The following is a 13,886-nucleotide window of genomic DNA, read 5'->3' as shown; positions in this document are numbered from 1 at the left end:
CAAAACGTTACTTTCGCGGCGCACGGATGGCAAAGCCTGCGCTTTCCAGCACCTCTCGCACGGCGCCGGCACTGTGCTTGAGCTCCACGCGCAGCGTCGAGAACTCACGGCGCGTGGGATATTCGCGGCGCATCAGATCAAAGCCCTTTGCCATGCCGTACTGACGTCGATAGCGCTCAAACAGCAGCGTATCGCGGCGCACGTCATAGCAGGTGCGCGTACACAGCAGCAGCGCTTCCTGCGGGGGCGCCCGACGAGAGATGGCAATACGGCGCAGCCAGTTCTCGGGTTTGAGCTGTCCCAGCTGCTTGCGTAGCGGCAGGCCGAAATACCGGCTCATGGCCTGGTACAGCATCTCGGTGCCCCTCAGCTTGCCATCCAGGCTGTAACCGGCAATGTGCGGCGTAGCAATGGCAGCCTGGCGATACAGCACCTCATCAATGTCAGGCTCGTTTTCCCACACATCCAGCACCACGCGCAGATCAGGATCGCGCTCAAGACGCGCACTCAGCGCTCGGCCATCCACACAGTCACCGCGCCCGGCACTGATCAGGATCTGGTCGGTGCGCAGTGCCTCGATATGCGACTCGGACAAAAGATGGTGCGTGGGATGGTCTCCGCCCTGTATCAGCGGCGTATGCACGGAAACGACATCAGCCTGCTCGATCAGCGCTTCAAGACTGACAAAGTCCTCACTGCTCTCCTGCGCGGCGCGCGGTGGATCACAGATCAGGCAACGGATGCCCAGCGCTCGAAGCCGCTCGACCAGTCTTCCGCCAACGTTGCCGGCGCCCACGACCCCGACCACGCGATCCGTCAGCGCCACGCCGTCCTGCTCACCGAACAGCAGCAGCGTCGAGATCACATAGTCGCCGACCGAATCAGCGTTGCAGCCCGGGGCGCTGGCAAAGCCAATGCCCTGCTCAGCCAGCCAGTCCTGATCCACGTGATCACGCCCAATGGTCGCCGTGCCCACAAACCTGACGCGCGAGCCTGTCAGCAGCTCGGCATTGACGCGAGTGACCGAGCGCACCAGCAGGATATCGGCATCACGTACCTGCTCACGGGTCATCTCACGACCGGGAAGGCGCACCAGTTCGCCGTGATCTGCGAAAAAGGCCTCGGCCAGTGGAATGTTCTCATCTGCCACAATACGCATGATTCAATCGATACCTGCACTGCCGTGAATGAATGACACACCGAGTAACAAACGACTGCCGGTGTGCTCTGCTTTGTCGAAACGCCCGCGACCGTTACAATCGGCGCCCTGCTGGCGCGGCCGCCAACACTGTCCTCATTTTCCTTCTCAATACTACACAGGAGCGCTGCCTTGATCATCCGCTGGGAGAGCGAACATGACTATGTCCTCGTGCACGTTCATCAGGACATGTTCGGTGACTGGATCTTTGTCCGCGCCTGGGGACAGATCGGCACCGCCTACGGGGGCATTCAGCACGCGCTGGCCGAGGACTATACCCAGGCCATGACCTGGGTCAGTGACGTAGACCACATTCAGGGGCTGCGCGGCTTCTCACGCGTGCTCGAAACCAGCGACGACGCTCCGGAAGCCCGGGACGCCGTCCGCCAGCTGTCACTGCTGGATAGCCGCTAGGCAATACGGTGACGAATCTCGTAGACATGATGAATGTCCGGACGCCGTTCAAAATCCGGATCCAGCATCTGTTTTGACAGCGCCTTCACCTCAAAGCGGGTATTGACGCTTTCATCCATCTGGAAACGACGCAGATTGTTGGAAAACAACAGCGTGCCCGTGGGTGTCAGATGCGCCATGGCACGCTCGATCATGTGGGCATGATCCCGCTGAATATCCAGCACGTTGTCCATCTTTTTGGAGTTGGAGAACGTCGGCGGATCCATGAAGATGAGATCAAACTGCGGCCCGGATCTTTCAAGCCAGGCCATGCAGTCTTCGCGCACCAGTCGATGGCGTGACATGTCGAGCCGATTGAGGCGGAAGTTGTCCTCGGCCCACCCAAGATAGGTATTGGACATGTCGATACTCAGACTCTCGCTTGCTCCGCCCAGCACCGCCTGCACACTGGCCGTGGCGGTATAGCAAAACAGGTTGAGCACGCGCTTGCCGGCGGCGTTTTCAAACAGCCAGCGGCGCACGGGGCGATGGTCCAGAAACAGGCCGGTATCAAGATAGTCGCGCAGATTTACCCATAGCCTGGCGCTGCCTTCGTTGACCTGAAAGCGCTGTCCGGAGCTGTCGCGACGTTCGTACTGGGCACGTCCCGACTGGCGCTCACGGCGCTTCAGGAAGATGTAATCCGCCGCCACGCCGAGCACTTCCGGCAGCACCCCCACCGCTTCCAGTAGACGTCGCTCGGCCTGGCCGGCATCAATCGAGCGCGGTGCCGCGTATTCCTGCACATGGACCCAGGCGCCATAAATATCGATGGCCAGCGCGTATTCAGGCATGTCCGCGTCATAGAGCCGATAGCATTCCACGCCCGAGCGCTTGAGCCATTTCGACAGGCGCTTCTGGTTTTTCCTGAGACGGTTGGCAAACATCTGCGCGCCGGCCGAATGGGTCACCGCGCTGGCAGTGTCATCCGCCTTCCGGGGGGCCTGCGTCTGCTCCTGCGCTTCAGGTGTCGCCCGCGCATGTACATCAATCAATAATAGTTTGGTATCCAGACTGCCGTTTTTGAAGGCGTACTGGCGATGGGCCTTCATGCCCAGTCGGTGACCAAGCTTTGGATCACCGGTCAAAAGCGCGACCGACCAGCCCGTGAAGTGTTCGCGCAGCAGCGCCCCCAGCCCCTGATACAGGCTGATCAGCGCCGGCAGTTCGCCCAGGCGCTCGCCATAGGGCGGGTTGGTGACCACCAGTCCGGGCGTCATCACCGGAGGATTGGAGAGTGCATCACCATGCTCAATGTGGATCAATGACGCAACACCGGCACGTTCGGCGTTGGCGCGCGACGCTTCCACGGCACGCAGGTTGTGATCGCGACCGCAGAATGTGATTTGACAGTCGTGTTGACCAACGCGGGCTCGATGCGCCGCTTCCCCGTGAACTTCCTGCCACTGCGTCTCGTCGTGGCCGGCCCAGCCGTGGAAACCAAACCGCCGGCGCTGCAGATTGGGGGCCACATCACAGGCCATGAGCGCCGCCTCGATCAGAAGCGTGCCCGAGCCGCACATCGGATCAAACAGGCTTTCGCCTCGTCCGGCGCGCGCGGGCCAGTCGGCACGCACCAGAAGCGCCGCCGCCAGATTCTCCTTGAGCGGTGCATTGGCACCGTCCAGGCGATAGCCCCGCAGGTGCAGACTGTCGCCGGAAAGGTCGATGCCCAGTACCAGTCGGCCACGATGCAGATGCGCATAAAGACGCAGATCTGCCGCTTTAGGCTCGATCTCCGGCCGGGCCAGACCATGATCCTGAAAACGATCCACCACACCATCCTTGACACATTGTGCGCCAAAGCGGGTATGGCGAATCTGGGCGCTTTCGCCGTGGAAATCGACGCGCAGGCTGGCACCGGGCGTGATCAAGGTCTCCCACTCGATACTGTGGGAAGCGGCCACCAGAGCCGGACCATCTTCCACCTCCTCGAAACGGCCGGTAACCAGAATGATGCGATTGGCCAGACGTGACCAGAGACACAAGCGATAAAGCACCTCACGGGAGGCGCTGCCATGGACGCTGGACACACTGGTGCGAGCCACATTGGCGCCAAGTCCGGTCAGTTCCTCGGCCAGCAGGGTTTCCATGCTGCGCGGACAGGTGGCGAGAAAGGAGAGCTCCTCATGAGCCGTATCCGGTAAGTATTCAGTGCTGGAGGGCATCATGCGGTGTCATATTCCTGAAAAGATTAATGAGCGATTTGCTTAGATGAAAATGATTTTCGACAGCGTCTTGCTGCTGCTGTAAAGGTATAGGGGTAGCTACGAAAGATCGCACGATCGCTGTCAACCTACGACCCCCATGGTAGTGACACTGCCATTGTCACGGGACGAAACACTTTTTTGTGTGAAGCGAGGTTATCCAATGAAAAGACAGAAACGTGATCCCTTCCAGAAAGCCTATGTCAGTGGTTACAAGGCCGGTGTGACTGGACGCTCCAGAGATGACTGCCCCAGTCAGGGTATCGAAATGCGCGAGTCCTGGATGAGCGGCTGGCGTGAAGGCCGTGAAGCGCAATGGTCCGGTATGACAGGGGTCTCGGGTCTGCACGTTAATCCAATGGCGACCACCTGATTCGCCATCGGAACCATTGAACCCATCGCATGACATGACATCCGGGTACGCGACCAGCGTGCCCGGTCTTTGATCACACTGCCTTTTTTGAGTCCTTTAACGCCTGAGCACACTGTTTGACCAGTGCCGGCCCCTCATAGATCAGACCACTGTAAATCTGGACCAGATCAGCACCAGCCTGCTGCTTTTCAAGCGCTGCCTCGCCGCTATCGATCCCGCCCACGCCGATAATGGTGATGTCCGCCAGCTTCTCGCGCAAGCGCCTGACAATCGTCGTTGACGCCTTTCTTACCGGACGCCCCGACAGACCACCGGCCTGTTCGGCATGCGGACTGCCCGCGATGCCATCACGACTGATGGTCGTGTTGGTGCCGATCACCGCTTCAATCTCGCAGGCTTTCAGACACTCGGCGACCAGATCCGTTTCCGACTCGCTCATGTCCGGCGCAATCTTGACCGCCAGCGGGACCCGGCGACCATGGCGCTGATTAAGCGCGCGATTTTCCTGCTGCAGTGCCGACAAAAGCGCATTGAGCTGCTCGCCAAACTGCAGGCTGCGAAGCCCGGGCGTATTGGGCGACGAAATATTGACGGTCACATAATGGGCATGATTATGCACTGCTCGCAGACAGGTCATGTAGTCATCCACGGCCTGCTCGACCGGGGTGGTCAGATTCTTGCCAATATTGATGCCAATGACGCCGTCATAGCGGCTTTTGGCCACATTGGCCAGCAGCTGGTCCACGCCCTGGTTGTTGAATCCCATGCGATTGATGATCGCCCCGCTTTCAGGCAGACGGAAAAGCCTCGGTCGCGGATTACCGGACTGAGCCTTTGGCGTTACCGTGCCGACTTCCACAAATCCAAACCCCATGGCCCCCAGTGCGTCGAGATGTTCGCCGTTCTTGTCCAGGCCGGCAGCAAGCCCGACCCGATTGGCAAAGCGAAGCCCCATCAGCGTGACAGGATCCTCGACGGGCGAAGACGCCAGTGCCCGCTGCAAATGAAGGCGATGCGCCAGATCCAGTGATGACAGCGTCAGGCCATGGGCCGTTTCAGGGTCGAGACGAAACAGCAGCGCACGAGCGGCCTTGTACATGAGGGCATGTCCTTGAAAGCAGATAAATCAGGCCCGGGAATGCCCCCGGGCCATACAGGAAGGGTCAGTCGCCGGGCTGCTCGATGCGCAGCGTAAAGTTATTGGCGCCACTGCGCACGCCACCGAACTTCTGACCGCGCACGCGTACGCTGTAGATGCCGGGCTCAAGAGATTCACGCAGGTGGAAATCGCCCTGGAAGCCACTGCCGCTGTCGCTGGCCACCACCTGGCCATTGCTGTCGACCAGCTCACCGGAGATGCGGTAGTTGCCGCTGGAATCCATTGTGAAACTGTCAACGGTCACGGTACCGGCAGAAACCACCTCAAACTTGAGCACTTCCCCATCGGTACGCATGGGGACATCACGCAGAATCCGCTCGCGAATGGGTGAGACGTTGTCACCGGTCGCGGCGGCCTGCTGACCGTCATGAGCTGCATCGACGCTGCCCTGGTCGGCTGCCAGCCCTTCGCCTTCCTCAACAGTATCGGATTGCGCGGCACGCTCCAGTGCCCTGCCGGAAGGACCGGGCTCGGGCTGCGTCTCGCCAGGGCCTGTGATCACGCTGGCACTGCGCTGCGAGGCACCGGTACCAGGTGCGGTGGCATCGCCCTGAACCGCGCCGTCACGACCCAGTCGTGCCGATGCATCGGCATTGTTGCTGGCGGCAACGGCACTGGCACTGCCCAGGCGCTCGATACGACTGGCATCGGCCAGCCCCTGGCCGCGCACGCTGGCATCAGCCTGCTGGACCGAAACCGTCACGGACTGGGTCTGGTCACGAGCCGGGCTGCGACTTTGACCGGTGATCACCACATGATAGGTGCCCGGCGCCAGCTGATGACGCATCATCAGGCCGTTGGTCTGATTGTTGCCGCTGGCCGTGGCCAGTGTCTGGCCGGCATCATCACGAAGTTCTGCATTGACCTCATAAAGCCCCGAAGTGCCATGAAAGGCACGTGCTTCAATGATGTATTCGCCGCCCTGTTTGACGTCGAAATCATGCGATACGGGCTTTGACCCCAGATACATGGAGCGGCTCATGCCATCCGTATCACGCTCAATGGCTCCGGAAATATCGACCTGGCTTGCCGCCTGCTCGGCCTGCTGAAGTGCCGGGCTCTTGGCGGCAAGTGCCTGCCCCGAGAGAGTGCCCAGCCCAACGCCCATGCCCAGTGCCAGATACAAGATTGTATTTTTCATGATGTCTCTCGTTGGAAGAAATCCCTTGATGCCGATACAGACAGCAGGTGTGGCCTCGGTCGGTCGGCAAAACCGCCACAGCATAACAAAGCCTGCGTATTTGGCGATGCTTTTGGCTAGCCCATTCGTATCGGCATTCCCGTATAAAGCGACTGGCCGTCACCCTGCATTACCACCGCGTTTTCCCCAAAAAACGCACCACCTGTGGCCACATGATCCATCGTCATCAGCGTCTTCAGAGGCTCGCCCGGCACGGCAATGTCGCCACTGCACTGATTGATGGTGGTGATACGACAGCGCTCGCAGGGCTTGCACAGCCAAAGCGACAGGTTCTCCCCTTCAAGCGTCGTACTGTCATGCTCAACAAAGGGGGCGGTGCCCTCAATGACAATGTTGGGACGAAACCGGGACATGGGCAGCGCCGGCAGGGCGCGCGCTACCAGTCGGGCATTGAGCGCGGCCAGTGACGAGGTGGCGGCCACCAGCAGCGGGTAGCCATCGGCAAATCCGGTATGGGCCACATGCGTGCCAATTCGCTCCGGGCTGACGCGACGCTGGTTGTCGCGGGGTACCCGCTTGAGCCTGACCGGGCGCTCAAGAAAGGCGCTCAGCCATCGGGCGGCTTCATCGCCTTCATCAAGGCCCTGACATTCGCTACCGAAGATACGCACGCGCGAAGGCGCCACCCCGGGCAGCGTGAGCGAAATAAAAAGATGGCGCCGGTCGGGAGACTGAAGAATCAGATGATGCTCATCAAGGGCAGGCACCAGAGTGGCCATACGCGCGCAGCTTCGCTGAGTGATGAACTCGCCCCGCTCATCAGTGATGACCCAGCGTCGGTCATAACGCAATCCTTCGTCAGTCAGTACCGACTGTTGCACGTCGATACCGGCCAGTGACTTGACCGGGTAAACATGCAGTGAGCTGATGCAGGCAGCCATGAGACGTCATCCAGTAGGTGAAGCGGATGATGGCCAATGTAACATAAAAAAACGCCGCCCCGTGGGGCGGCGTTTGGTCCTGCTGTCATAGGTGATAACGCAGGGATCGTCCTGATCAGCCCCCGGACGGGGGGCGCTCGGAAAGCTCTCCAAGGGCCCGAACGGCCACCGTGAAGAGCGCATAGCCCAGCTCGTCGGTAGAGTGCACCTCTTCAAGCAGGGCACACCAGCGTTCGACGGGCGCCTTGTGCTGCGTCATCCAGTGCTCGACGCACTGATCGACGTCCTGGCACTCTTCACCCCGCAGTACGCTGGCGGTCAGCATCAGCTGCTGACGATCCAGATCGTCACGAAGGGTTTCACGGGCGATCGTCTGCCAGCTGTCGTTCACCTCGAGTCGATTGACCTGCTCCAGCATCCACGGCAGCGAGAGCTGCTCCCCGATGAGATAGTAGGTATCGGCCACACGCTCCAGCGATACGCCGGTGAGTTCCGCTGTATCGATGATGCCAAGCCCGGCATACAGGCTTTCGGTAGCCGCCACACGCTCGGCAAGCGCCTCGGGCGCGCCTGCCTCGATATAGCGGTCTCGCAGCGACAGACACTGACGCTGCGCCTCGCCTCGAAGCCGTTCACCAATGTTGTTGCTCAGGCGCTCAAGGTCCGGGGCGTATTGTCCGACCACCGATTCAGCGTCACTTTGCATGTGATAGCGCAGGAAATAGCGCGTGGCACGGCGCAGGAGACGCACCAGCGACAGCATCATGTCGTACTGAATGGCAGTATCGACCCGGGCATCCAGCGCCTCGATTTCCTGCCACAGAGAGGCCAGTCCGAAGCTGTCTCGGGCCATGACGTAGGCTCTGACCACCTCACCGGCACTGGTGCCCGTGATGTCCATCAGCCGCCGCACGAACGGAATGCCCATGTGATCGACCACATCTCCGGCAATCTTGGTCGCCACGATCTGGTGGCGCAGCCGGTGATTGGCAATCTCCTCCCCATAGCGCTCCACCAGCGTGGCGGGGAAGGCGCGTTCGGCGTGATTGACGATCCCCGGCTCATTGGGCACATCGGATTCCACCAGCATGCCCTTGAGGTCAATCTTGGCATGGGAGATCAGGGAGGAAAGCTCCGGATGAGTCAGGCCTTCGCCACGTTCGGCACGGGCCGCCAGCGTGGCATCATCCGGCAGGGCTTCCAGTTCCCGATCAAGCTGGCCGGTCGCTTCCAGATCGAAAATGAAGCGGCGGTAGGGCCCCAGGTTTTCTGCTGACAGCAACCGCGACAGGGAAAGCGCCTGGGTCTGTCGGTAGTTGTCATCCACGACCAGATCGGCCACTTCCTCGGTCATCTGTGCCAGCAGATCGTTGCGCTGCTTGCCGGTCATGTCGCCACGCGCGACCACCTCGTCCAGCAGAATCTTGATGTTGACCTCATGGTCCGAGCAGTTCACACCACCGGCATTATCGATAAAGTCGGTGTTCATGCGCACGCCATGCTGGGCGGCCTCACGACGACCCAGCTGGGTGACCCCCAGATTGCCGCCTTCACCGACCACGCGACAGCCCAGCTCACTGCCGTTGACGCGCAACATGTCGTTGGCCTTGTCCCCGACATCGGCATGACTTTCTTCGCTCGACTTGACGTAGGTGCCGATACCGCCGTTCCAGAGCAGATCGACCTTCGATTTCAAAAGCGCGTTGATCAGCTCGGCAGGTGACAGACGCGAGGCCGTAAGGCCAAAGCGTGACTTCATGCCCTCAGTGATCTCGATCGACTTGGCATCGCGCGAGAACACCCCGCCCCCTTCGCTGATCAGGGAAGTGTCGTAATCCTCCCAGCTTGAGGTCGCCAGTCCGAACAGGCGCTGGCGCTCCTTGAAGGAGGCTGCACAGTCAGGCTCGGGATCGATGAAGATATGGCGATGATTGAAGGCCGCAACCAGCTGAATCTTTTCCGACAGCAGCATGCCGTTACCGAACACGTCGCCGGCCATGTCACCGACGCCGATGACGGTAAAGGGGTCTTCCTGCGTATTGAGACCCAGCTCACGGAAGTGGCGTTTGACCGCTTCCCAGGCACCGCGGGCCGTGATCGCCATGGCCTTGTGGTCGTAGCCGTTCTTGCCGCCGGAGGCGAAGGCATCGCCCATCCAGAAGTTGTATTCCCGTGCCAGCGCATTGGCAATATCGGAAAAGGTCGCCGTACCCTTGTCGGCGGCCACAACCAGATAGGGGTCATCCCCGTCATGGCGCACAACCTGTCGGGGCGGTACGACCTGTTTGTCGATCAGGTTATCGGTAATATCCAGCATGCCGCGTATCAGGGTCTGATAGCAGGCGATGCCCTCTTTCTGGATCTCATCGCGACTGCCGCCTACCGGGGCCTGCTTGCAGATAAAACCGCCCTTGGCACCGCTGGGCACGATAACCGAGTTCTTGACGTGCTGCGCCTTGACCAGCCCGAGAATCTCGGTACGAAAATCCTCGAAGCGATCCGACCAGCGCATGCCACCTCGGGCGATATTGCTGGTGCGAAGATGCACACCTTCCATGCGCGGCGAGTAGACAAAGATCTCATACAGCGGACGCGGGCGCGGCACATCATTGATCTGACGCGGGGCGAGCTTGAAGGAAATATAGGATTTGGGTTCGCCGTCTTCGCCTGGCTGGAAGTAGTTGGTGCGCAGCGTGGCACCGATCAGATCCATGTAAAGGCGAATCAGTCGGTCATCGTTGAGGCTGGTGACCTCTTCCAGATAGGCCTCGATGCGCTCCCGAACCTTCTGAAGCTCGTCTTCTTTGCGCGCGCCCTGCGGGTCAAATCGCAATTTGAACAGAGCCACCAGTTCACGCGTGATGTCGGCATGCTGGGTCAATGCCGTGGCGATATAGTCCTGGGACAACCCAAAGCGAATCTGCTTGAGATAGCGCGCATAGGCTCGCAGCATCGCCACTTCACGCCAGTCGAGCTTCGCTGAAATGATCAGCCGATTGAAACTGTCACTTTCGGCAGCGCCTGACCAGATGCGCGTAAAGGCATCAATGAAGTTATGGCGCATGCCGTGCAGATCAACATGCTTGCGACTCGAGGTCTCCAGATTGAAATCGTGGATCCAGACCACGCTGTCGGCACGTTCGATCTCATAGGGGCGCTCACTGATGACGCGCAGCCCCATGTGTTCAAGCATGGGCAGCGCATCGGAAAGCGGCACCGGCTGGTCACGATGAAAGAGCTTGAGATTGACATCATTTTCATGCTCGAGCTGACGATAAAGGCTCAGGTCGATCGAGCGTTCATTATCAAGGCCTTCCATATGGCCGATGTCATAGATGGCGGTGCGCGGGGTGAAATCTTCCCGATAGCTGCTCGGGAAAGCGTCACGATAGCGCTCCATCAGGCGGTTGGCCGACTCCTCCCCGTAGCCTTCCATCAGCGCCTCGTGCATGTCGTCACGCCAGCCACGCGCGATGGCGATGACCTTTTTCTCCAGCGCACGATCGTCGTACTCGACCGGCGTATCGTGATTAAAACGCAGGATCAGCTGAATACGGGCCAGTACCGACTCGGAGAGATAGGTATTGAAATCGCCAAAGCTGGCATCGAGCTCTTCACAGAGCATGTTCTGGATGCGCATGCGCAGGTCGGTCGAGAAAACGTCACGCGGCACATACACCAGACAGGAGTAAAAGCGTCCAGAGCGATCTTCGCGAATAAAGAGACGCACGCGGCGACGTTCACGAATACTCAGAATCCCCATGGCCGTGCGGCAGAGATCTTCTGTCCCCATCTGGAACAGTTCATCGCGGGGATAAACTTCCAGAATCTGCTGGAGCTGTTTGCCATTGTGGCCGGTCGGGTCGATGCCCGAGGCACCCAGCACGGTATCGATCTTGCGACGCAGCACGGGAATATTGACCGGGCGCTCGTTGTAGACTGATAACGTATAAAGCCCCAGGAAGTGGCGCTCACCAATGACGTCGCCCTGGTCGTTATGGCGCTCGACAATGATGTAGTCCGGATAGCTCGGACGGTGAATACGCGAAGGCCAGGCGCTCTTGGCAAAGGAAATGAGCTCAGGAATCAGAACATATTCGCCCTGCTCTTCGCCGCTGCCACTAAAGCGCTGGGGTTCCTCGCTGTAGCGCGGGCTGTTCAGGGTCAGTACCCCAAGCTCGCTGCCACTGGAGCGTACCAGTTGCGGCTGTCCGTCCCGGGTTTGAAACTCATACTCTTCAAAGCCCAGAAATGTGAAGTGATCGTCCAGCAGCCACGCCAGAAAATCGCGCGCCTCTTCAACATCACGCTGCTCCACGACCCGCGGCGGATGCGTCTTCATCTCTTCAAGCGCGGCATGGGCCTGAGCGCGCATGGCATCAAAGTCAGAGACGGCCGAGCGGACATCGGTCAACACATCCAGGATGTTGACCCTGAGCTCCTCAAGCATGGCCGGGTCAGAGTGACGATCCACCTCGATATAGATGATCGACTCACGCGCCGAGGGCGCGTTTTCAGCACGCGGCGGCGTGAAGCGGACCAGCCGCTGCCGCTCGTCGCGTTCGCTGGCGATGACCGTGTTCAGGATGGAGTGGACGGTAAAGCCGCAGCGATTGAGCTCGATGCGCACCGAATCAACCAGAAAGGACATGTCCGGGCTGACGACTTCCACGACCGTGTGGGTCGACTGCCAGCCATGCTCTTCATATTCGGGATTGAAAACACGTACCTTGGGCCGATTGTCCGGCTCACGCTGCTGCAGGAAAAACCAGGTCGAGAGCGTGGCACCATAGAGGTCTTCGAAATGGCGCTCTCGCAGGTCCTCATGGCTGGCACCGGCGTAATAGTGGCGAGCAAAGGCACTGATGTTGCGCGCCTGCTCGGGCGCCAGGCGCTCTTCAAGCAGCGTCTCGAGCGCTTTGAAAAAGTCTTCCTTGTTGTCCGGCACTGTACTCTGCATCGATTCTCCTCGCGTACCGCAAATGCCTACGCATCCTGATGGGATGACCACCGTGACATCCTAGTTCAGCAAACGCTTTATCCCTACTGTATGCGCATTTTTATCATGCCCCATGACCAACCGGCATGGGGCCGGACCCGGTCAGGCCTCAATCGGCATGGCTGCTCCCAAAACACATCGGCTCCGCCATGGCGGGACCGGACAGGCCTTGTACCGGTCGGCTAGTGTCGGCGTTTGAGCAAAACGCCACACTCACAGTGATCGGTATAGGGAAACTGGTCAAAAAGGGCAAAGCGATGGATCTCGTGGGTCTGCCCAAGCTGGTCCAGATTGGCTTCCAGGGTATCGGGATTGCAGGAGATATAAACAATATCGTCAAACCGGGCGATCTGCTCGCAGCTTTCGGCATCAAGCCCTGCCCGCGGCGGGTCCACCAGTACGGTCGAAAAGTCATGCGTTTCCAGCTGCATCTCGCTGACACGCCGCCCCGTTTTCTCACCCGATAGCGCCTGGGCAAACTCCTCGCTCGACATGCGTGCCACATGCACGTTGTCGATACCATTCAATTCCAGATTGTGCTGGGCCGAGGCCACGGAGGTGCGTGAAATCTCGGTGGCCACGACCCGTCGAAAATTGTTTGCCAGCGCGATCGTAAAATTGCCATTGCCGCAGTAAAGCTCGACCAGGTCGGTGGGACGGCGCAGGCCATCCTCCCCTCGGGTGACATCCCGGGCCCAGTTGAGCATGCTCTCTGCAATGTCAGCGTTGGGCTGGGTGAAGCTGTTTTCGACCTGTTGATAGCTGAACACGTGTCCGGCCACATCAAGATGCTCGGTGACCGACTCTCGCGTCAGCACCCGGCGCTGCTTGCGCGCCCGACCAATGATGGCCGCCTCCAGCGTTGTCTCAAGCTCACGGGCGGCCTGCTCCCACGCTGCATCAAGCTGTCGGTGATAGATCAGCGTGATCAGCGCCTCGCCCTGTCGGGTGGTGAGATACTCCACCTGAAACAGCCGATGGCGCAGCTCGGGACGGTCACGAATGGCGTCCATCAGCTGTGTCATCAACGCATTGATGCGGCGGCTCGCCACCGGATACTGATCCATTCGCACGATCTGTTTGACACCGTCGGCATCCGTTTCGAACATGGCGTGAAAAAGATCATCCCCCTCATGCCAGAGGCGAAACTCGCAGCGCATGCGGTAATGGCTTGTCGGAGAGGCAAAGACTTCAAGGGGCGGCGCTTTAAAGCGGGCAAACTGGTAAACGATGCGCTGACGCTTGGCGTCAAGCTGTGCGGAGTACTGGTCGGGGTCAACGACGGGTACGCTCAATGTTAAATACCTGGTCCGGCCGTTGCGATAACGGTCATGATGAAAGAGGCGGCCAGTGTAGCGTGTGCCCATCGCAGCTCAAGTATTGATGCCGCTCTCTCAGCCATGGTACGTCGCTAT

General features: G+C 59.7%; 9 protein-coding genes. 2 read left to right on the top strand and 7 right to left on the bottom strand.

Annotated elements, in window-relative coordinates:
- Nucleotides 1-7: 7 nt before the first annotated feature.
- Nucleotides 8-1,159: a 4-phosphoerythronate dehydrogenase PdxB gene (gene pdxB, locus ACUN8C_RS05155; RefSeq protein ID WP_445621220.1), complete on the bottom strand. Its 1,152-nt coding sequence runs from the start codon at nt 1,157-1,159 to the stop codon at nt 8-10.
- Between the two features lie 171 nt (nt 1,160-1,330).
- Between pdxB and ACUN8C_RS05150 the strand changes: the two genes are divergently transcribed.
- Nucleotides 1,331-1,612: a hypothetical protein gene (locus tag ACUN8C_RS05150; protein ID WP_445621219.1), complete on the top strand. Its 282-nt coding sequence runs from the start codon at nt 1,331-1,333 to the stop codon at nt 1,610-1,612.
- Here ACUN8C_RS05150 and rlmKL read toward each other — a convergent pair.
- Nucleotides 1,609-3,822: a bifunctional 23S rRNA (guanine(2069)-N(7))-methyltransferase RlmK/23S rRNA (guanine(2445)-N(2))-methyltransferase RlmL gene (gene rlmKL / locus ACUN8C_RS05145; protein ID WP_445621218.1), complete on the bottom strand. Its 2,214-nt coding sequence runs from the start codon at nt 3,820-3,822 to the stop codon at nt 1,609-1,611. The two genes, ACUN8C_RS05150 and rlmKL, sit on opposite strands and share 4 nt — an antisense overlap.
- A gap of 199 nt (nt 3,823-4,021) precedes the next feature.
- Here rlmKL and rmf point away from each other — a divergent pair, with 199 nt between their 5' ends.
- Nucleotides 4,022-4,231 (top strand): ribosome modulation factor, encoded by a 210-nt coding sequence (gene rmf, locus ACUN8C_RS05140; RefSeq protein ID WP_086901243.1) that lies wholly within the window; start codon nt 4,022-4,024, stop codon nt 4,229-4,231.
- A gap of 73 nt (nt 4,232-4,304) precedes the next feature.
- Here rmf and ACUN8C_RS05135 read toward each other — a convergent pair whose 3' ends face one another.
- From ACUN8C_RS05135 to trmA, 5 genes are all read right to left on the bottom strand, one after another.
- A complete protein-coding gene (locus ACUN8C_RS05135; RefSeq protein ID WP_445621217.1) occupies nt 4,305-5,330 on the bottom strand; it encodes a quinone-dependent dihydroorotate dehydrogenase in 1,026 nt (341 codons plus the stop codon).
- Nucleotides 5,331-5,394: 64 nt separating this feature from the next.
- Nucleotides 5,395-6,531, bottom strand: coding sequence for a hypothetical protein (locus ACUN8C_RS05130; protein ID WP_445621216.1), 1,137 nt, complete (start codon nt 6,529-6,531; stop codon nt 5,395-5,397).
- Nucleotides 6,532-6,647: 116 nt separating this feature from the next.
- Nucleotides 6,648-7,472: an MOSC domain-containing protein gene (locus ACUN8C_RS05125; RefSeq protein ID WP_445621215.1), complete on the bottom strand. Its 825-nt coding sequence runs from the start codon at nt 7,470-7,472 to the stop codon at nt 6,648-6,650.
- A 115-nt stretch (nt 7,473-7,587) separates the two neighbouring features.
- Nucleotides 7,588-12,432 carry an NAD-glutamate dehydrogenase gene (locus ACUN8C_RS05120; protein WP_445621214.1) on the bottom strand — a complete coding sequence of 1,615 codons (4,845 nt, stop codon included), beginning with the start codon at nt 12,430-12,432 and terminating at the stop codon, nt 7,588-7,590.
- 221 nt (nt 12,433-12,653) lie between these two features.
- Nucleotides 12,654-13,766, bottom strand: coding sequence for a tRNA (uridine(54)-C5)-methyltransferase TrmA (gene trmA, locus ACUN8C_RS05115; RefSeq protein ID WP_445621213.1), 1,113 nt, complete (start codon nt 13,764-13,766; stop codon nt 12,654-12,656).
- Between the last annotated feature and the right edge of the window lie 120 nt (nt 13,767-13,886).

The sequence above is a fragment of the Kushneria sp. Sum13 genome, assembly GCF_052692355.1.
The sequence above is the reverse complement of the archived record's forward strand: the minus strand, read 5'-3'. Positions and strand labels throughout refer to the sequence as shown.